The following is a 19,856-nucleotide window of genomic DNA, read 5'->3' as shown; positions in this document are numbered from 1 at the left end:
CAATATTGTTAACCAGTTGACAGTTCTGCTACGTTCGGATCTTAGCCCATCGACTTCGAGGAGCCTCTTGACGTACGACACCGTGGTGATCGGCGGCGGGCCCGCCGGGCTCAGTGCCGCAACCCTTTTGGCGCGGGCCCGCAGGCGCGTGATCGTCGTCGACGCCGGAGAGCCGCGCAACGCTCCTGCCGACCATGTTCACAACTTTCTCTCCCGCAACGGTTCCGCACCTGGGGACTTGCGTGAGGCCGGACGTCAGGAGGTTCTCCGCTATGGCGGAGAGATCCTGCAGGGCAATGCAACTCGAATCGACGAGGGTTTCGAGACCCACCTCGGCGATGGCACATTCCTGACTTCGCGATCGGCATTGGTGGCCACCGGGCTTCGCGACGAACTACCCGACATCCCCGGCGTCCAGGAGCAGTGGGGTTCGGGGGTTCTGCATTGCCCGTACTGTCACGGCTACGAGGTACGTGATCAGCCCATTGCCGTTGTCGGCGGACCTAACCGGCCGTTCACGGTCCATCAGGCTTCGTTGATTCGACAGTGGTCGCAGGACGTCGTCTTCTTCACCAACGGCATCGAACTGAGCGACGACGAACGTCTCCGACTCGACGCTCGGTCCGTCGACATCGTCGACGCGCCCGTTGCCCGAGTCGTCGTGCGAGATGGTCGCGTCGCCGGCATAGAGCTGTCCGACGGGACCGTCGTTCCTCGAACAGTCGTGTTCGTCGGCCCGACATTCGTCCCGAACGACACGCTCCTGACTCATATCGGATGCTCCCGTCTCGACAACGGGTGGGTCGCTACCGACCCGACCGGGCTCACCAGCGTCGATGGTTTGTGGGCCGCAGGGAACGTCTCGGATTCTCCCGCCCAGCTGATCAATTCGGCAGCGGCAGGATCGAAGGCTGCAATCGCCATCAATCACTACCTCCTCGAACTCGATGTGACGCGCGCCATCAGCGCGCTCTGAAGGCCGTCCACCAGGGCCGGAGAATGTGTCGGTGCCTTGGTTTACGCTCGTCGCAACGAGGTCGAATACGTGTTCGATCTTCGGTCGCTGGGGGGTGACATGGGGCTACGAAAAGCGGCATGGACGGCGGACGATCATTCGGCGCTCACTGATGTTCTTGGCGCGCGTCGGGCAATCAACGCTGCCGTCGCATCGGAACTCGACCTCATGGACCACTATGTCCGAAATCGAACGGCATCCGTATCACCGTGGGACACCGGAGTAACCGAGAAAGATCTGTACAGCTCGGCGATCTGCGAACTGGCGGCGGCGCTGTCGTCCACCTTCGCCGCTGTGAACAACAAGCTGCAGATGTGGCGTGAGCTTCGCCCTCTCGTACGGCAGGGTTTCATCGACGGCGCGCTCGATCTGGAGCGAGTCAGGACGATCCACGATCATCTGCTTCATGCCCGGCCGGAGACGGTCGTCGCTCTGGAGACCGAAATCCTGAAAGCCGCCGGGGAGATGGCTCCGGGCACCTTGGGTCGCGAGATCGACCGACTGCTCATCGAAGCCGATGCCGATTGGGACCGCGCGATGCGCGATAGAGCCGCACGCACCGAGAAGCGAGTTCGGCTTCGTCGCCGTGCACGGGGACTGTCGAGCCTGACCACGCTGATGACCGACGGCGAGGCCGACGAACAGCTTTCGCGGATCGACGCCGAGGTCACGCGCCTGCACCCGGAGGATCCGCGTTCGGACGACCAACGGCGAGGCGACGCGCAGACTGCATTGATGCGCGGCGAGGCACTGCGGTGCGAGTGCCCGACGTGCGAGGCGTCTCGAGATGATTCGACGGATCCAGAGGTCCCTGATGCGCAGGAGCCCGGGATTCCGAGCCAGGAGACAACAGAGTCCTCGGACACAGATTTCGACTCAACCGACGCAATATCAAGCGAAAGAACCAGTTTCGCTCCGGACACGACGCCACCGGCACCGGCACCGGCACCGGCACCTAAGCCTCCTGCGCCCGGCCCATCGGCAGCCGATACACCGCCGCCCGATACACCGCCGCCCGATACAGTGACGCGCTCGCGGCCGGGCGGAGGAACGCTGATCGAACGGTGGCGTGCCATCGTCGGGGACGACCCCATCGGCGTCCATGCCTTGTACCCCGACGGCCATGGGGGCATGAAACTTCCGCCTCCGGGCGCACTGAGCTACGCGCCCAGTCGAGCACTTTCGGCTCGAGTTCGTGCCGAACAGCCGTACTGCCTGCATCCTGGCTGCAACGTGCCCTCGGAACGTTGCGACCTCGACCACATCGTCGAATTCGACAGACAACAACCCGAGAAAGGCGGCTGGACGATCTTCACGAACATCGGTCCGCGCTGTCGGCTCCACCACAACCTCAAAACGCGGAAGCTGTGGCGCACCGAACTACTCCCGGAAGGAGTCCTACACATAGTCGATCCACTCGGAAATCACTACTTCACCCCGCCAGCCCTGTGAAAATGAATCACCTAGGGTTGATTCGGTGAGCACCGCAAATCTGACCCGGACCGAAACTCGCAGGCGATCCCGACACATCGACGGGGTGATGTATTTCGTCCATCTGAATCTCCTGCGGGCCGAAGACATGGATGTCGATACCTTCGAGACGGTCACGACAATCGAGTTCGACGGCACCACCGCCGCGACATGGGTCGACTTCATCGGTGCCGCTGTCGATGAGGTCACCGTCAACGGCACCGACTGTCAGGTCGATTACGACGGCGCTCGCATCCAGCTGATCGGACTCACCGAGCACAACATCGTTCGCATACGAGCACGCGGCCGATACAGCAGGTCGGGTGAAGGACTGCACCGGTTCGTCGACCCCGTCGACGACAGCGTGTACCTCTACACCCAATACGAGCCGGCCGATGCGCGCCGAGTGTTCGCAAACTTCGAGCAGCCGGACCTCAAGGCATCGTTCACGCTGACGGTCACGGCACCATCGACGTGGACGGTCTTGTCCAACCGCGCGGGGGTCACCGACGACACAGTCACTACGTTCGCCCCGACCCTGCCCATATCGACCTACATCACCGCGGTCGCGGCCGGGCCGTATCACGGCGTCGAATCATCATGGACGCGAGGCGAACTGACCGTTCCCCTCGGCGCATACTGCCGAGCCTCACTCGCCGAACATTTCGACGCCGAGGACATCTTCGACATCACGAAGCGAGGCCTGGACTTCTTCCACGACAAGTTCGACTATCCGTACCCGTTCGGTAAGTACGACCAGATCTTCGTGCCCGAGTACAACCTCGGTGCGATGGAGAACCCAGGGCTCGTCACGTTCACCGAATCGTACGTATTCCGTTCGGCGGCAACCGAAGCCCAGTACGAGGCTCGTGCCAACACGATCCTGCACGAGATGGCGCACATGTGGTTCGGCGATCTCGTCACGATGCAGTGGTGGGACGATCTGTGGCTCAAGGAGTCATTTGCGGACTACATGGGTGCCTACGCTTCGGCCGAGGCCACTCGTTTCACCGATGCCTGGGTCAGTTTCGCGAACCGCCGAAAAGCATGGGCTTATCTGCAGGATCAACTCCCCACCACTCATCCGATCGTTGCCGACATCACCGATCTGGAGGCCGCCAAGCTCAACTTCGACGGCATCACCTACGCCAAGGGCGCGAGCGTGCTCAAACAATTGGGGGCATTCGTCGGTGCCGAGGCCTTCTTCGCTTCCTCTCGCAACTACTTCCGTACCCACGCCTTCGGCAACACGACTCTGACGGATCTGCTGAGCGAGATGTCCACCGCCAGCGGACGCGACCTCGACACCTGGGCGGCCGCGTGGCTGCAGACCACCGGCGTGTCCACCCTGTCCTATACAGGTGATGCCATCGAACAGACGGATCCGCGTCCGCACCGCATTGCCGTCGGACTCTACAACCTGGACGAGGACGGAAATCTGACGCGAACGCACCGCCGTGAACTCGACATCACCGAGGCGCGAACACCGGTCGACTTCGAAGATGCCGCACTGGTTCTGCTCAACGACGACGATCTGACCTACGCCAAGATCCGATTCGACGAGCGCTCCACCGCCACCGTGCGGGCTCACCTCGACCGCATCGTCGATCCACTCGCGCGAGGGCTCGTGTGGTCTGCGCTGTGGAATTCCACCCGTGACGGCGAGCTCTCACCACTCGAATACATCGATATCGCAACCAGATTCGCGCCCAACGAGCCCAAGATCGGCCTTCTCTCCGCGGTCACGGCCAACGTGGCATTCACGCTCGGGCACTATCTCGGTGACGATCGGCGGGACGAACCCACCCGGCAATGGCTGACTGCGTCGTGGGCGCAACTGCAGTCGAGCGAACCCGGGAGCGATACTCAGTTGGTGTGGGCGCGTGCTGTCGCATCGACTGCGCCGCTCGACGACTTCTTGGCGGAGGATCTGCGCTCGCTTCTCGATGGAACTCTCACCATCGCGGGGCTGCGACTCGATCCTGATCTCCGCTGGGCATTCTGGCTGGCACTCGCCGCCACCGGCCACGCGACTACCGACGACCTCGATCGTGAACTGGCCTCGGACGACACCTCGTCGGGGCGCACCGCTCATACTGCGGCGTCGACGGCGATACCCGACGCCGCGGTCAAGGCGAGCGCGTGGTCCGCCGTCACCGAACGCGAGGACATCTCCAACGATGTGCTCGACGCGTTCATCACCGGCTTCGGGGCGGGTCACCGACCGGACCTCACTGCGCCCTACGACGATCGATACTTCAAGTCCATTTCGTCGTTGTGGACCTCACGCAGTATCGAGATCGCACGTCGAATCGTCGTCCGCCTGTTCCCGCAGCAGTCATCGACCGACACCGCGGACGCGTGGCTCGCCGACCACGAATGGGCACCTGCTGCGCTACGGCGGTTGGTGATCGAGCAGCGAGACCACCTGGCCCGGAGTCTGCGCGTCCAGGCCCGGCTAGGGTGACGAACATGCCCGATCACGATGCTCGACGGTCGATTGCCACTTCTGCTCTCGCCGCAGGTGGCTTGCTCGGCGGCTTCGCCGTAGCCCGGCAATCGGGCAACCGGCAGTTCGGCGGAGCCGTCCTTGCGGCGGTCGGGGTTGCGTGTACAGCGCAGTGGCAGAAGTCCTCGGGCTCGGCTCGCGCCGGCGCACTGCTCGGCACCTACCTCGTCGCGTTCGGCGCATCGCACCCGCTTGCGAAGAAGATCGGCGCGTGGCCGGCTGTGGGCGCGGTCGCCGCTGCAACTGCGGTGGCATCGTTGGTGGTGAGCAGGTAGGTCGACCGAACGCCGAATCAGAACGCTCCGGTACGAATGAACGTTTCGAGAGTGGCGGTCGGTTCGTCGAGATCCATGCCTTGGTCCGCGACCCAGGTGTCGTCGAAGTACGTCTGCGAGTACCGATCTCCACCGTCACACAGCAACGTCACCACGCTGCCGCGTCGACCTGCGGCGATCATCTCCGCGATCAATCCGAAGGCTCCCCAGATGTTGGTGCCCGTCGATCCGCCCACCCGCTTTCCGAGTGCCTCCGAGGTGAATCTCGCAGCGGCGACCGATGCGGCATCGGGAACGGCGATCATGCGGTCGATCACCTGGCCGACGAACGACGGTTCGACGCGCGGTCGTCCGATGCCCTCGATGCGGGAGGACAAGCCGGTCTCGAATCCTGCGTCGCCGGTCTCGTAACCACCGATGAACGCCGAATTCTCTGGGTCCACCACAGCCAGTTGCGTTGCGTGCCTGCGATATCGGATATAGCGACCGATTGTTGCGCTCGTTCCACCGGTCCCTGCGCCCACCACCACCCAATCGGGAACGGGGCATTCCTCGAGCTGGAGTTGCTCGAAGATCGACTCGGCGATGTTGTTGTTGCCGCGCCAGTCGGTAGCTCGCTCCGCATGGGTGAACTGGTCCATGTAGTGGGAGTCCGGTTCGGCCGCGAGCCTGTGCGCCTCGGTGTACATCTCGCCCGGTCGATCGACGAAATGGCAACTCCCACCATGAGACTCGATGAGCGCAACCTTGGCCGGGCTGGTGCTCCGCGGCATCACTGCGACGAACTTCAGGCCCAGCAATCGAGCGAAATACGCCTCACTGACGGCAGTTGAGCCCGACGATGCCTCGATCACCGTCGTACGCTCGGTGACCCACCCGTTGCAAATCGCGTAGAGGAACAGGGACCGAGCCAGCCGATGCTTCAGGCTGCCGGTGATGTGGGTGGACTCGTCTTTGAGATATAGCGAAATTCCCCAAGCCGGTGGCAGGGGGTAACGCAACAAGTGCGTGTCGGCACTGCGCTGCGAATCGGCCTCGATCAGCCGGACTGCATTGTCGACCCATGTTCGCGATGCCGAGTGATCGACCGTTGCGGTCATTTCTTGCCGTCTTCACCACGCAGCTTCGACTGAAGGTCCGCACGCGCGGTGCGCCGGTCCTCGTCGACTGCTGCGATGGACTCGTTGACGCGGATCCTCATCTTCTTGAACAGAAGCAGCGACAGTGGCAATGAGATGAGCACTGCGAAAATCGCGGCGACGAGAACCGGAACCTCCACACCGAACAGTAAACCGACGCCGACGATGACCACAGCGATCACGATGACGAGCGCCAGCCGCGCAAAGGTATAAACGCCGAGGTTCACGGCGAGGGACTTCTTCGCCGACCTAGCTGGAACGGCATTTCCGCTGCTCGGTTCGCTGCTGTCGGCATTCGTCGCTTCACTCACGGCCTCCAGGTTACCGGGCTGGCCGGGCATTCCGACCCGCCCCTGCAGTGACCGATTTGTCCATTACCTCCCCTTTACCAACCTTGTATCAGTCGAGTACCTAGGGGTTCGAGTGCAACCATGGGCTTCGAACGCAGCAGACCGATATCTCCGATTCGACGCACATGCGACGAACCGCACCGTAGGAGGACACGACAGATGAGCGCACCCACATTCCACAAGGCTCAGGACTCACTGCTCACGCCGGGTCAGGTAGCCGCGCTTTTTCACGTCGACCCCAAGACCGTGACTCGGTGGGCACATGCCGGACGCCTCGGATCGCTACGCACTCCCGGTGGGCATCGTCGATTCCGTGAGACCGAGGTCATGCAGCTGCTGACCTCCCTGACGACAGAAGCCGGCGCACACCACTGATTCGGACGCTTGCGTAACCGAAACACGCGCAATATCCGCACCTGGAAGAACTCATCGAACATTCTCAGGAATCTTGGACGCTCGACGGGTGCGGAGCTTGTTGCATCGCGGCTACCCTCGTAGGAGGAGGTGCGTCGTGATCTATCTATTGGCGTTGATCGGCTTGGTGGCAGTAGTGGTTCTGTTCTGGAAGGCCTTCGGACCCAGCGCAGGTGCTGCACCGACCCGCACAGTCGGACCCGATGACGATCCCGATTTTCTGTGGCGAATCAATCGTGAAGCTCGCCGCGGCGGGAAAGACGGAACCGAGGCCGGCACCGAACCGACCGAGTAGAGGTTCGGCAGTTTTCAACTGGGGTCAGAGGCGGTGGGCGAGTCCGGAAACCCGGCCGCTACCGCCGCCGCCACTTCCAGAAGCGCGGTGCGAGTACGTCCGTGCAAGCGGTCCAGCTCGATTTCCGCACCTTCCTCGAGATGCGGGTCGAAGGGAATCGTCAGCACATGGGCACATCGCTGCTCGAAGTGCTCGATGACCTTCTGCAAGTCGACTTTTCCCGCTCTGGGTCTGACTCCGTTGACCACGGCTACCGACGTGGCCACCAACGTGCGATACCCGTGCGCATCCAGCCAGTCCAACGTTGCCGACGCGCTCCGGGCACCGTCCACAGATGCCGAGCTGACGACCACCAGAGTGTCGGTGCCTTCGAGAATGCTCTCCATGGCCGAATGCATCAAGCCGGTTCCACAATCCGTGATCACGATGCTGTAGAACTTTTCCAACATGGCGACCGCTCGGTCGTAGTCTTCGCCGCTGAACGCCTCCGACGCAGCCGGATCCGAATCGGATGCCAACACCTCCAATCGGTTGGCATTCTGCGACGTGTAGGCACGCACATCGCTGTAGCGGTCCACAGAATCGATGTCACGCAACAGGTTTCGGACGGTTGCAGTTGTTTCGCAGGGAACCTTCTGCCCCAGTGTTCCGCGGTCGGGGTTGGCATCGATCGCGATCACTCGATCACCGCGGATGTGGGCGAACGTCGAGCCGAGCGTCGCGGTGGTGGTCGTTTTGCCGACACCGCCTTTCAGTGAGAGCACCGCGACGCGATAGCACCCCACCAGTGTCCGATCCACCTGTGCGGTCAGCTCGAGCCGACGCTGCTGCGCGGCGCTGTTACCGACATCGATGCGGCCGCCGGACATCACATACAACGCCCGACGCCACCCGGAAACCGGTGGCACATTCGCCGATCGAACGAGCAACGAGTTGCCGAGATCGTGCGCGGAGACCGGCTGCAGAATGACACGATCAGCGGGCAGGCCCTGACCGACCGCCACTACCTGGGGAACCAGAACCGGCGCGTCGACCGCGCCGCGTTGCTGCGTCTGCTGCGGCGACGGCGGCACCTGACCCGGAGGCTGCGGCGGGTGCGGCGGGTGCGGCGGGTGCGGTGCGGTGGGATACGGAGGCTGCGGCCACTGACCGGGCTGCGCTGACCACTGATTCTGCGGACCCCACTGACCCTGTGGCCCACCCTGCCCGTGAGGCGGCATCTGCCCCGGAGGTGCCATCTGTCCTCGCGGGACCCAATTGTTCTGCGGCGGCGCTTGGTTCTGCGGCATCCGCTGTCCAGGCGGAGGTGGCCCCGACGGTCCTGGAGGACTCTGGATCGGCCTCGGCTCGGCCGGTGGAACGACGGGCATCGTCGCCGCTCTACCACTGGTGCTCTCCGCCACCGAACCGACAACCGCCACCTCACCGACACCCGGACCCGTATGAGGCGCGTCTGGGCTGATGACTTCGGAATCGACTGTCGACACAGCCGCAGGTTCAGAGGGAACCCGCGGCGGAATGGGCACGGCCTCGGGTGGCGCTACCGGTAGGTTGTCCGCGCTCTCGGGCGGCATAGCGATAGGTGTCGAGCGGAACGGTTCCCGCTGCACCGCGGGCTTCGCGTCAGGGACCGGCGCAGTGTCGACGGCTACTGCAGGAGCAGGAGGCTCTCCATTCACCACCAGGTCCGGACTGCGTTCGTCAGGCCCATCGTCGTCCAACGGTCGGACGGGTTGCCAATTGTTCTCATGCCGATCGGCCATGACCGAATCCCCCCAGTTCGCGTCCTACATCCTTGAATCCGGCTCGGATGTCTCCCCCATCGAGCCGGATCGGACGCTACCAGCTGAGCGGCCTGCGCAGAGGCCGAGTGCTAGTTCAGGCCTGCGTAGCTGTGCAGCCCCGAGACCACCATGTTGATGATGAACAGGTTGAAGAGCATGGCGGTGAATCCGGCAACGTTGATCCACGCGGCGCGGGTGTTCCGCCAGCCGGAGGTGGCGCGAGCGTGCAGGTAGGCGGCGTAGATGATCCAGGTGATGAACGACATCGTTTCTTTGGGGTCCCAGCCCCAGAAGCGTCCCCATGCAGCCTCGGCCCAGATCGCGCCGAGGATGACGCCTGCACCGAAGAGTGGGAACGCGACGATGGTCGTCTTGTACGCGAGTCGGTCGAGGGCTTGGGCGTCGGGCAGCTTGGATGCGAATTTGCCCCAGAACCCGATGCTTTCTTCACCGAGGGGCTGCTTGATGCGCAGCAGGAACAGCAGGGACGCCACGCCGGAGACCAACAGGATGCCGCTGCCGACGCTGACGATGGTGACGTGGATGGGCAGCCAGTACGAGCGCAGCGCCGGGACGACCGGGGCGGCGTCGGCGTAGAGCTTGGTGGCGGCGAAGAACATCAGCACGATGATCGGTGCGAGAACGAACACCAGCATCGGACGCATGACCTTCTTACGCAGGGCGATCACCGAAGTCAGAGCGGCGGCTGCGGTGGCCATGGTGACGAACTCGTACATGTTGCCGAGCGGGAAGCGGTGCGTGGCGAACCCGCGCAGCACCACCGCGGTGACGTGCAGGAGGAGGGCCGGCGCGAGCAATGCGAAGCCCATGCCTGCCAGGCGTTCGGAGAGCGGACGCTTCGGCGCTTCGGTGACGCGACCCGGCCGGGTCTCGACCACCGGGGCACCTGCGCCGACGAGTTCCTTGGCCTGGGCAGCCGTGGCTTTGGCCGACGCGTACTGAGCGATGAGCAGGACGAATGCGAGCACGTAGATCGTGAACGCTGATTCGAACGACCAGTCGCTGTACTGCGAGAGGGTCTCATTGATCGGCATCGGTCAGTTCTCCTGTTTCGAGGTGTCGCCGAGCAGGCGGGTGCACAGGCGGTCGAACTCTTCGCCCCACCCCGCCTGATCGGTGCGTGCAAGTCCGCCGAGGTCTACTACAGTACGTCGTGCCTGAGTGTCGGCAGTGAGCCGGACCCAGATTCTGCGACGCTTGATCACCAGTGAGACGAGCAGTCCGCCCATCATCGTGAGTGCGAAGACGAGCACCCAGGTCTGGGCCGGGTCGTGCGAGACCTGGAGGTTGACGAACTCCTTCGCCCCGTCGAACGTGACGACGGTGCCGTCGCTCAGCGTCGCGGACTCTCCCGGCATCAGGTTGACGCGATCCTGCTTGACCAACCTCCCCTGAGCGATCATTTCCTGATCGAGCGAGAAGATGGACTGCGGTAGTCCGGTGTCGAGTCCGGTGTCGCCCTTGTAGATGTCGACGGCGACGGCAGGGTCGTTCATCGCGGGGAAGCTCGACGACAGCAGGCTGCCGTGGAACGACGCCGTCGGTGCGAACAGTCCCTCGATGGCGATCTGGTTCTTCCGGCGATCCAACGCGTCGGGATAGAGGCCGCCGGGCGGGTCGACGCGAAGTACGCCACTGGACAGGAAGGTCGTGGCGTCCGTGGGTTGCCACTGGATGGTGTCGGTGCGGGTCTCACCGTTGGGGAACGTCACGGTGAATGTCGGTGCGTAGCCGTGCCCCTGCAGGTAGACGCGGTCGCCTGCCACGCGCAAGGGGTGGTTGACCTGAAGCTGATCGTCGCGCCACACGTTGTTGGTCAGGTCGTCGCCTGCCTGATATTCGATGTTGGAGGTGAACATCTCGGCTTGGCCGTTGTCCAGGTAGTCGGCCTGAAAGTCCTTGACGCGGACGCACAGTGGCTCGAGCTCGGTGCCGTCGACGAGGTTGCCCGCCCGGAACGAGTCGTAGTTGGCGGGTGTGGAAGTGCAGAATCCGGGGCCGTCGTCGGCGATGACGATGCGGTTTCCCTCGTAACCGAGCAGCTTGCCCATGGCGATCGCAGCCAACAGTCCGACGAGCGAGAGGTGGAAGACGAGGTTTCCGAGTTCGCGAACGTAGCCCTTCTCCGCCGAGAGCGTCACTGCTCCGCCGTCCTCGGATCGCTGGGCCACGCGCCAACCGCGAAGCTGAGCACGCACCTGCCCGGCGATGTCCTCGGGTGTGCCGTCGACCTCGTACCGACTGTGGTGCGGCAGCCGCGAGAGATTGCGGGGCGCGCGAACAGGCTTGGTACGCAACTGCTTTGCGTGCTCGATGCACCGCGGCAGGATGCAGCCGATCAACGAGACGAACAACAGGGCGTAGATCGCGGTGAACCAGAAGCTGCCGAAGACGTCGAACAGCTCGAACTTGTCCATGATCGGACCGAGAGTCGGACGGTCGGCGATGTACTCGTCGACCTTGCCCGCGTTGAGACTGCGCTGCGGCACCAGGGCACCGGGCACCGCGGCGAACGCCAGCAGAAACAGCAGCACCAGCGCGGTGCGCATGCTGGTCAGCCCACGCCAGGTGTTGCGGACCAGGGCCACTCCCCTGCCCATGACCGACTGCTTGTGGGGCGGCGACGCCTCGGTGCGCTCTTCGGTGTCGGCGGTCATATCGGCAACACCACATCGGAGACGAAGGCGTCGCGCACCCAACCGACGAACTGATCCCAGGCACCGGTGACCAGTGCAATTCCTACCGCTATCAACATGATTCCGCCGAATACCTGTATCTGTCGTGCGTGTGTACGTAGCCAGCCGACGCCTCGAAGCGCACTGACCGAACCGAACGCGAGGATCACGAACGGCAGTCCCAGACCGAGGCAATACGCCACGATCAGGACGACGCCGCGCGCTGCCGTCGCACCGTCGGTGCCTGCGGCGAGCGAGATGACGCCTGCGAGTGTCGGCCCGAGGCACGGGGTCCACCCGAGTGCGAACACGCCGCCGAGCAACGGCGCGCCGGCCAGTGAACCGATCTGCTTCGGCTCGAAGCGCACGTCGCGCTGCAGCGCAGGGATCAGTCCGACGAACACCAGTCCCATGGCGATGGTGACGACGCCGCCGATCCGCATGAGCAGCTCGCGGTTGATCGCCAGTGCCGAGATGGCCCCGAACACCGACGCGGTCGCGAGGACGAACACCACGGTGAATCCGAGCACGAACAGTCCCGCCGCTCCGGCTACTCGAACCCGGCCGTTGCGCACCTTCGTCTTGACGGCAGCTTCGTCGGCACTGACGGCCGGGGCGTCGGCCCCGACGACTCCGGCGAGATAGGAGAGATAGCCCGGCACCAGCGGTACGACACACGGGGACGCAAAAGAGACGAGACCGGCCAGGACGCACGCTCCGAGCGCCAGGACGAGCGGCCCGGAGGCCGCGGCTTCCTGGAAACTCGCGCCGACCCCGGCAAGGTAGATCTCGTTCACGGTTGCACTGGCTCCTCGGCTGCTATCCGTTCGACGACGGGCTGCAGATCCTCGGCAAGCAGTTCACGCAGGAACACTGCGGCGACGCGGTGCTGTCGGTCGAGCACGACGGTCGTCGGAATGACGGAGGTGGGAACGCCACCGAGCGCGGTCAGGGTGCGCATCGGCGGGTCGTAGATCGAGGAGTAGGTGACGTTGTTGCTGACGACGAAATCCTGTGCGGCAGTTTGTGATTCGTCGCGCACGTTGATGCCGAGGAATTCGACACCCGAGGCCTTGGTGGCCTCGTAGACCTTCTCGAGATCGTCGGCTTCACCGCGGCAGGGGCCGCACCACTGACCCCAGACGTTGAGCACGACGACGTCACCGTCGTAGTCCGACAGCGAGGTCGTCTTGCCCTCGGTCATCAGGTCGGGCCCGGACAGTTCGCCGAGGGCACCGCGCTCGGACGGCGGATCGTAGAAGATGTCGGTCTTCCCGCCCGGCGAGACGAATTGGAAGGTACCGCCTTGAGCAACCGCGTCGGTGCCGGTCGAACAACCAGCGACGAGGGCCACAGCGGCAACCGCGAGCAGAAACCTACGCACCGGAGATCCTCGGGTCGGACGCTCCTGCAGGCTCGGAGTAGACGAGGTCGACGAGCTGGTCCCCCTCGTAGACCAGCGACGTCAGAGACGCGAGCCCGCACTGACGGTTCCGCGGGTCGTGCCAGAGCCGATCGCCCTGCAGGAAGCGGCGAAGCGTCCACACCGGGAGTTGGTGGCTGACACAGACGGCCTCGTGCCCGACGGCCGCGACGCGGGCTGCGTTGACAGCGGCGAGCATGCGGTGGGCGATCTGCAGGTACGGCTCGCCCCAGGACGGCGTGAACGGATCGCGAAGTTTCCACCAGTGCCGTGGACGACGCAACGCTCCGTCACCGACGGCGACGCGCAGCCCCTCGAATTCGTTTCCTGCTTCGATGAGGTTCTCGTCCTCGGCGATGGTCAGGCCGTGAGCCGCCGCGATGGGTCCGGCGGTCTCCTGCGCACGCAGGAGCGGTGATGCCACGACGTGGGTGATGTCGTGGCCCGCGAGCGCGTCCGCCACTGCCTTGGCCTGCGACTGGCCGGTCACCGAGAGCTTGAAGCCAGGCAGCCGCCCGTAGAGGATGCCCTTGGGGTTGTGCACCTCGCCGTGCCGGAGGACGTGCACGATGGTGCGCGTCGTCGAGTGCGGATGTGTTGCGGGGGCCTCGGTCACGTCGGGGTCCTGTTTCTCGCTAGTCGGGTGGTCGGGGTGATCAGTGCGGTGCGGTAGCGGCTGCTGCAGCTTTCGCTGCCGCCGGGGCCGCGTCGGCGATGATCTCGAAGGCTCGGTCGTCGAGCGCGGCCGAGACGAACCAGGCCTCGAACGCGCTCGGCGGCGGGTACACACCGCGCGAGAGGAAAGCGTGGAAGAACGCCGGGTAGCGCCACGTCTGCGCGGCCTTGGCCTGCGCATAGTCGGTGACGGGTCCATCGGCGAAGAACACACTCACCATAGTGCCCGCGAACTGCACCTGATGGGTGACGCCTTCGGCGGTGAGGGCATCTCCGAGCAGCGTTCCGAGCCGGTGCGAGTTCGCCTGCAACTTCTCGTAGACGGCTGCGTCGGCCAATTGCAGGCTCGTCAGACCGGCTGCGACGGCCACGGGGTTACCGCTGAGCGTGCCCGCCTGGTACACCGGTCCGGCCGGCGCGAGGTAGGCCATGATGTCCGCTCGGCCACCGAAAGCGGCAGCGGGCAGTCCACCGGACATGACCTTGCCGAAGGTGTACAGGTCGCCTGCGACACCGTCGATGCCGTACCAACCGGCGGCGCTGACGCGGAACCCGGTCATCACCTCGTCCATGATCAGCAGCGCGCCGTGCTCGGTCGCAAGACGGCGAAGTCCATCGTTGAAGCCGGTGACCGGGGCGATCGCGCCCATGTTGCCCGCGGCGGCCTCGGTGATGATGCAGGCGATCTGGCCGGGGTTGGCCTCGAACGCGGCGGACACCGCGGCGAGGTCGTTGTAGGGAACGACGATGGTGTCCGACGCCTGTGCGCCGGTGACTCCCGGCGAAGTGGGGAGTCCGAAGGTGGCCAGACCCGAACCGGCGTCGGCGAGGAGCGCATCGACGTGGCCGTGATAGCAGCCGGAGAACTTCAGAATCTTGGTGCGGCCGGTGAAGCCGCGAGCCAGGCGCACCGCGCTCATGGTGGCCTCTGTGCCCGAATTCACAAGGCGAACCTGGTCGACGGGGCCGACTCGACGGACGATTTCCTCGGCGAGCTCGATTTCGCGCTCGGTGGGTGCACCGAACGACAGGCCGGTTGCCGCTGCCTTCTGGACGGCCTCGACGATGGCGGGATGGGCGTGTCCGTGGATCATCGGGCCCCAGGACGAGATGAGGTCGACATAGGACTTACCGTCCGCGTCGGTCATCGTGTATCCGCTGGCCTGCGTGATGAAGCGGGGCGTTCCGCCGACCGACGCGAAGGCCCGCACAGGCGAGTTCACGCCGCCGGGGATCACCGTGCTCGCGCGAGCGAAGAGTTGGGCCGATACGGGGGCGTCGTCGCCGGTAGAAGCAGTCACGACTTCCAGTGTCCCAGGTTCGTCGAAACCGCCAACTACAGGGAGTAATACTGCGCTCGCCCGAAGGCGTCAGTCCGTGTCGGTTTTCTTCGATCGGGCATGGTCACCATCGCGATAACGACGATGGCCCACATGCCGAGGGATCACAGTTCGTTGCTCACGCGCAGGTCCATCGGATGTTGTGTCACCTCAAAGGTTGGGTGAGCTGCACACCGGGTAGTTGGTTTCGATGACCGATACCGATGCGAAAAACAACGAAAGCTCAGCGGACGGCGTCACCAAGGTCGCTGAATTGATCTCCGAAGCCGGACTCTGCATGTTCACCACCGTCGGCCGAGACGGCCACCTCATCTCACGTCCGATGGCGTTGCAGGAAGCCGAGTTCGACGGCGACCTGTGGTTCTTCGCCGCGCACGACTCACGCAAGGTGGCCGACATCGCGGCGAATCCGACGGTCAACGTCTCGTTTCAGTCCGGCGAAGGCTGGGTGTCCCTGTCCGGCACCGCGGCCGTCGTCGAGAATCGGACGAAGGCCGAAGAACTGTGGAACACCCGGGCGGCCACGTGGTTCGAGAAGAACCCCGATTCCCGTGAGGTGGCACTGATACACGTGGCCGCCGAAGGTGCGGAATACTGGTCGACCCCCGGATCGAAGGTCTCGAATCTCATGGCTTACGCCAAGGCCAAGATCACCAACGAGCGGCCGAACCTGGGCGAACACGAGGTAGTCGAACTCGAACTACCTCACAATTCGACCGACTAGTTTCGCTCGTGCCGGGGTGCTGCCGGGGGCACGTCCGGATCGCCCAGGACGTTCCGGTGGCCTGTGACGTTGCGGTCGTCTGCGACGTTCCGGTCATCTCGCACGTTGCGGTCGTTTGTCATCTTCCGGCCGTTCTTCACGTCCGGGTCGATCCGATTCGCGCGCTCGAACTCCGAGTCGACCTCGTCGCGGGACGACGCGGCGACACCCTGATGAGACTGCGCCTGCTGCGCAAGTTTCTCCGCCTCGGCGGCTTTGACGTCGGCCTCGGCCTGCGCCCGACGCGCTTTGGCCTCACTTTCGCGGGCCAGCAGCTCACGCTCCTCTACGATGGCCGCTTGATCGGCCGCCTTCTCGCGAATGTCGTTCGCTTCCAACCTCTTACGCTCTTTGCCCTTGCGCGCCACAACCATGGCGACGGCAACGACCAGCACTACGACGACTACTGCAACAATGATCCACACTGCGGTACTCATAATTGGAACTCCCGATCTGTTTCGAATGCCGAAGCGGCAGACGTTCCCGACCGCTTACCCGAGTAACGATTCAGTAAACTCGCCGAACATCGTGCAAGCGAGCGCACCGAATTCCTTCTCGTCCAACGCGGCGGCCCCGGCAGGCATACTCGAGATCAGCTCGACGCCCGTCACGAGCGGCAACTCGTCCAGGTTGACCCGCGCCGCCAGACTCGGTTCGGTCGGCCACGACCCGACGACCAGGCCGGAACATGTCACACCCGAGGCGCGAACGGCCGCGACAGTCAATGCGCTGTGATTGAGCGTCCCCAACTCGGCCCCTGCAACGACCAGCACCGATGCTCCGACGGCACCGGCGATGTCGAGCGCAGTGAACCCTCCGGCACCCAAGCGCACTGCCACTCCGCCCGCACCCTCGACCACAACGAGGTCGTGGGTCTCGTCGAGTGCCAGAACCGCGTCGACCACGGCGGCGAGTTCGAGCATCGGCCGACCCGATCGACGGGCGGCGACATCGGGCGCAAGCGGCTCGGGGTACCGCGCGAACTCGACTCCCGGTACCCCCGAAAGACGTTGCACCACATCGATATCAGCTTCGTCCAGGCAGTCATCTCCGACGCCCGTCTGCGCGGGCTTGCATACCGCGACGGAGCGTCCGCCTGCCAGCGCTGCCGCCGCGAGTGCAGCGGTGATCACCGTCTTGCCGACGCCGGTCGACGTTCCGGTGACAAGCAGCACGGTCATCTCAGCACCGCAGCATTCAACACCGCAGCATTCAACACCGTCGCCAGAACGACTGTGGCACGGTCGATGTCGGCGTCGGTGAGGTCGGCGCGGGCGGTCAATCGCAGCCGAGATGCGTTCGGCGGAACCGATGGCGGCCGAAAGCACCCGACGTGCACGCCGAGGTTCAGACAGTCACCGGCTGCGCGGACGGCACGCTCGGCATCGCCGAGTATCACCGGAACGACCGCCGATACAGTCGGTTCCACTCCCGCTGCAGAGGCCAACTGTATTGCCCGAGAACCGATTGCAGCCACGCGATCGGGTTCGGCGCGCAGAACTTCCAGCGCGGCCGATGCTGCACCCACCGATGCCGGGGCGAGCCCGGTGTCGAACACGAACGTGCGCGCACCGTGCAGCACCTGAGTGCGAACCGCTGCCGACCCGAGCACCACTCCACCCTGCGATCCGAGCGCCTTGGACAGCGTTGCGGTGATCACCAGGTCCGGCGCTCCGGCGAGGCCTGCTTCGTGAACAGCTCCCCGGCCGCCGTCCCCACGTACACCCAATCCGTGTGCTTCGTCGACGACGAGCACCGCGCTCCGTCTCCGACACACCGCGTACAACTCGGCCAGCGGTGCCAGATCGCCGTCGGCGCTGAACACCGAGTCGGTCAGCACCAGAGCCCGCGTCTCGGTTCGCTCGCCAAGAAGTCGATCGACGTGCTCGGGATCGCAGTGTCGCGCGACAGCGACCCGAGCTCGGGAGAGACGACAGGCGTCGATCAACGACGCGTGCGACGCGGCGTCGGAGATCACCAGCGCGTCGCGTCCCGCCAGTGCCGACACGACACCGAGATTGGCGGTGTAACCGGAGGAGAAGACCAGCCCGGACTCGGCCCCGACAAAATCCGCGAGATCCTCCTCGAGGCGCTCGTGTGCCGTGGTGGTGCCGGTGACCAGACGAGACCCGGTGGATCCACCGCCCCAACGGCGCACCGCCGCGCAGGCCCCCTCGATGACGGCCGGGTGCCGGGCCAGACCGAGGTAGTCGTTCGACGCCAGATCGAGGACCGCGTCCTCGGCGGTGCGGGGGATCACGATGCGCTCGAGGCCGGCCTCGCGTCGGGCGTGCGCGGCGGCGTCGAGCCATTCCAGAGCGGTCATGGCAGCACCATACTTGAACACCGTTCAAGTATGGTGCTGCGCTACCGCCACCAGGGCTTCGGCGATGGCAGCCACCTCCGCATCGGTGCAGATGAACGGCGGCATGGCGTACACCAGACGACCGAACGGACGCAGCCACACTCCCGCCCCGACGGCCGCGGCGGTCGCCCGTGCCATGTCCACCGGCGCGTGCATCTCGATCACCCCGATCCCGCCGAGGACCCGGACGTCGGCGACCCCCGGCAGCGAACGAGCAGGTGCCAACCCCAGAGCCAACCCCGATGCCAAACCTGCGACCTCGGCGCGCCAGTCGCGTGAAAGCAACAGTTCCACCGAGGCCACCGCAATCGCGCACGCGAGTGGATTACCCATGAACGTCGGCCCGTGCATCAGGCCTCCAGCCTCGCCACCCGACACCGTTTCGGCTACCTCGGTGGTGCACAGCGTCGCCGCGAGGGTCACATATCCTCCGGTCAGAGCTTTGCCGACGCACATGATGTCGGGCGCAACACCGGCGTGATCGGCGGCGAACAGCTCCCCGGTGCGGCCGAAACCGGTGGCGATCTCGTCGAAGATCAGCAGAATGCCGTACTCGTCGGCCAGCCGGCGTAGTTCGAGCAGGTAGCGCGCATCGTGGAACCGCATCCCGCCCGCACCCTGGACGATCGGCTCGACGATGATCGCCGCAAGTTCGCTGGAGTGTTCGCTCAGTACCCGCTCGAATTCGGCGACGTAGCCGGCGTCGAACTCAACGGGCGGAGCCGGCGCGAATACCTGCTTCGCCAGCACGTCGGTCCACAGTGTGTGCATCCCGCCGTCCGGATCGCACACGCTCATCGGAGCGAACGTGTCGCCGTGATATCCGCCCCGCCAGGTCAACAGACGTGTGCGCCCGTGCTCGCCGCGGGCACGCCAGTACTGCAACGCCATCTTCACCGCGACCTCGACCGAGACCGATCCGGAATCGGCGAGGAACACCTTGTCGAGCCCTGCGGGAGTGATCTCGACCAGCAGCTCGGCCAATCTCGCGGCTGGAGCGTGAGTCAGTCCACCGAACATCACGTGACTCATCCTGCTCAGCTGGTCGTGCGCGGCGGCGTCGAGCACCGGGTGGCGGTAGCCGTGCACCGCCGCCCACCACGAACTCATCCCGTCGATCAGCTGCCGGCCGTCGGCGAGGCTCAGTCGCACGCCGGATGCACTCTCGACCACCAGCGGCGTCGCGCTTGCCGGAAACCGGCTGTAGGGATGCCACAGGTGGTCGGAATCGATTCGACGGACATCGGCGGGAGTCAGCACGCCACAGCACCCTGCCACAGCGACCGAGCCCTACCGACTCCCTCACCGTAGAAGGCGAAATGTCCGAATCCGTTAGCATTGCG

At 64.7% G+C, this 19,856-nt stretch carries 20 protein-coding genes; 7 read left to right on the top strand and 13 right to left on the bottom strand.

Going from position 1 to position 19,856, the window contains the following annotated elements; genetic code table 11:
- The first annotated feature begins 67 nt into the window (after nt 1-67).
- The 4 genes from AC5WEY_RS23115 to AC5WEY_RS23100 all read left to right on the top strand — a co-directional run bounded on the left by AC5WEY_RS23115 (nt 68) and on the right by AC5WEY_RS23100 (nt 5,269).
- The gene (locus tag AC5WEY_RS23115) at nt 68-976 is read left to right on the top strand and encodes an NAD(P)/FAD-dependent oxidoreductase (RefSeq protein ID WP_495647697.1); all 909 of its coding nucleotides are present in this window, start codon (nt 68-70) and stop codon (nt 974-976) included.
- A 69-nt stretch (nt 977-1,045) separates the two neighbouring features.
- Nucleotides 1,046-2,467 carry an HNH endonuclease signature motif containing protein gene (locus AC5WEY_RS23110; protein WP_495647696.1) on the top strand — a complete coding sequence of 474 codons (1,422 nt, stop codon included), beginning with the start codon at nt 1,046-1,048 and terminating at the stop codon, nt 2,465-2,467.
- A 25-nt stretch (nt 2,468-2,492) separates the two neighbouring features.
- Nucleotides 2,493-4,952 (top strand): aminopeptidase N, encoded by a 2,460-nt coding sequence (gene pepN / locus AC5WEY_RS23105; RefSeq protein WP_495647695.1) that lies wholly within the window; start codon nt 2,493-2,495, stop codon nt 4,950-4,952.
- 5 nt (nt 4,953-4,957) lie between these two features.
- Nucleotides 4,958-5,269, top strand: a complete 312-nt coding sequence (locus AC5WEY_RS23100; protein WP_495647694.1) for a hypothetical protein — start codon at nt 4,958-4,960, stop codon at nt 5,267-5,269.
- Nucleotides 5,270-5,286: 17 nt separating this feature from the next.
- Here AC5WEY_RS23100 and cds1 read toward each other — a convergent pair whose 3' ends face one another.
- Nucleotides 5,287-6,369 (bottom strand): L-cysteine desulfhydrase Cds1, encoded by a 1,083-nt coding sequence (cds1, locus tag AC5WEY_RS23095; RefSeq protein WP_057475184.1) that lies wholly within the window; start codon nt 6,367-6,369, stop codon nt 5,287-5,289.
- Nucleotides 6,366-6,749, bottom strand: coding sequence for a DUF4229 domain-containing protein (locus AC5WEY_RS23090; protein WP_082520714.1), 384 nt, complete (start codon nt 6,747-6,749; stop codon nt 6,366-6,368). Before AC5WEY_RS23090 ends, cds1 begins: the two co-directional genes overlap by 4 nt.
- A 168-nt stretch (nt 6,750-6,917) precedes the next feature.
- On the opposite strand from AC5WEY_RS23090, the gene AC5WEY_RS23085 reads away from it, so the two are divergent.
- Together AC5WEY_RS23085 and AC5WEY_RS23080 are read left to right on the top strand one after the other, a co-directional pair.
- Nucleotides 6,918-7,133 carry a BldC family transcriptional regulator gene (locus tag AC5WEY_RS23085; protein WP_037187021.1) on the top strand — a complete coding sequence of 72 codons (216 nt, stop codon included), beginning with the start codon at nt 6,918-6,920 and terminating at the stop codon, nt 7,131-7,133.
- A gap of 136 nt (nt 7,134-7,269) precedes the next feature.
- Nucleotides 7,270-7,467: a hypothetical protein gene (locus tag AC5WEY_RS23080; protein ID WP_032380405.1), complete on the top strand. Its 198-nt coding sequence runs from the start codon at nt 7,270-7,272 to the stop codon at nt 7,465-7,467.
- Nucleotides 7,468-7,481: 14 nt separating this feature from the next.
- Here AC5WEY_RS23080 and AC5WEY_RS23075 read toward each other — a convergent pair whose 3' ends face one another.
- The 7 genes from AC5WEY_RS23075 to hemL form a co-directional block, all read right to left on the bottom strand.
- Nucleotides 7,482-8,756 carry a MinD/ParA family ATP-binding protein gene (locus tag AC5WEY_RS23075; protein WP_495647693.1) on the bottom strand — a complete coding sequence of 425 codons (1,275 nt, stop codon included), beginning with the start codon at nt 8,754-8,756 and terminating at the stop codon, nt 7,482-7,484.
- A 584-nt stretch (nt 8,757-9,340) separates the two neighbouring features.
- Nucleotides 9,341-10,306 (bottom strand): c-type cytochrome biogenesis protein CcsB, encoded by a 966-nt coding sequence (gene ccsB, locus AC5WEY_RS23070; RefSeq protein WP_057475183.1) that lies wholly within the window; start codon nt 10,304-10,306, stop codon nt 9,341-9,343.
- Between the two features lie 3 nt (nt 10,307-10,309).
- On the bottom strand, nt 10,310-11,929 hold the full coding sequence (gene resB / locus AC5WEY_RS23065) for a cytochrome c biogenesis protein ResB (RefSeq protein WP_495647692.1): 1,620 nt from the start codon (nt 11,927-11,929) through the stop codon (nt 10,310-10,312).
- Complete coding sequence (locus AC5WEY_RS23060; RefSeq protein WP_495647691.1) at nt 11,926-12,744, bottom strand: cytochrome c biogenesis CcdA family protein; 819 nt, start codon at nt 12,742-12,744, stop codon at nt 11,926-11,928. Before AC5WEY_RS23060 ends, resB begins: the two co-directional genes overlap by 4 nt.
- Complete coding sequence (locus tag AC5WEY_RS23055) at nt 12,741-13,331, bottom strand: TlpA disulfide reductase family protein (RefSeq protein ID WP_057475180.1); 591 nt, start codon at nt 13,329-13,331, stop codon at nt 12,741-12,743. Before AC5WEY_RS23055 ends, AC5WEY_RS23060 begins: the two co-directional genes overlap by 4 nt.
- Nucleotides 13,324-13,986, bottom strand: a complete 663-nt coding sequence (locus AC5WEY_RS23050; protein ID WP_057475179.1) for a histidine phosphatase family protein — start codon at nt 13,984-13,986, stop codon at nt 13,324-13,326. The genes AC5WEY_RS23055 and AC5WEY_RS23050 overlap by 8 nt, the downstream gene beginning before the upstream one ends.
- A 40-nt stretch (nt 13,987-14,026) precedes the next feature.
- The gene (gene hemL / locus AC5WEY_RS23045; protein ID WP_495647690.1) at nt 14,027-15,346 is read right to left on the bottom strand and encodes a glutamate-1-semialdehyde 2,1-aminomutase; all 1,320 of its coding nucleotides are present in this window, start codon (nt 15,344-15,346) and stop codon (nt 14,027-14,029) included.
- A gap of 229 nt (nt 15,347-15,575) precedes the next feature.
- Here hemL and AC5WEY_RS23040 point away from each other — a divergent pair, with 229 nt between their 5' ends.
- Nucleotides 15,576-16,109: a pyridoxamine 5'-phosphate oxidase family protein gene (locus AC5WEY_RS23040; protein WP_495647689.1), complete on the top strand. Its 534-nt coding sequence runs from the start codon at nt 15,576-15,578 to the stop codon at nt 16,107-16,109.
- On the opposite strand, the gene AC5WEY_RS23035 is transcribed toward AC5WEY_RS23040, so the two are convergent.
- From AC5WEY_RS23035 to AC5WEY_RS23020, 4 genes are read right to left on the bottom strand one after another with little or no spacing between them, the layout of a single operon-like run.
- Nucleotides 16,106-16,585, bottom strand: coding sequence for a hypothetical protein (locus tag AC5WEY_RS23035; protein WP_495647688.1), 480 nt, complete (start codon nt 16,583-16,585; stop codon nt 16,106-16,108). The genes AC5WEY_RS23040 and AC5WEY_RS23035 overlap by 4 nt on opposite strands.
- Nucleotides 16,586-16,639: 54 nt before the next feature.
- The gene (gene bioD, locus AC5WEY_RS23030; RefSeq protein WP_495647687.1) at nt 16,640-17,329 is read right to left on the bottom strand and encodes a dethiobiotin synthase; all 690 of its coding nucleotides are present in this window, start codon (nt 17,327-17,329) and stop codon (nt 16,640-16,642) included.
- Nucleotides 17,326-18,474 (bottom strand): 8-amino-7-oxononanoate synthase, encoded by a 1,149-nt coding sequence (locus tag AC5WEY_RS23025; protein ID WP_495647686.1) that lies wholly within the window; start codon nt 18,472-18,474, stop codon nt 17,326-17,328. Before AC5WEY_RS23025 ends, bioD begins: the two co-directional genes overlap by 4 nt.
- Before the next feature lie 24 nt (nt 18,475-18,498).
- Nucleotides 18,499-19,770 (bottom strand): adenosylmethionine--8-amino-7-oxononanoate transaminase, encoded by a 1,272-nt coding sequence (locus AC5WEY_RS23020; protein WP_495647717.1) that lies wholly within the window; start codon nt 19,768-19,770, stop codon nt 18,499-18,501.
- Between the last annotated feature and the right edge of the window lie 86 nt (nt 19,771-19,856).

The organism is Rhodococcoides sp. S146-33, assembly GCF_059489205.1.
Note: the sequence above shows the minus strand (reverse complement) of the source record. Positions and strands in the feature narration are given on the sequence as shown.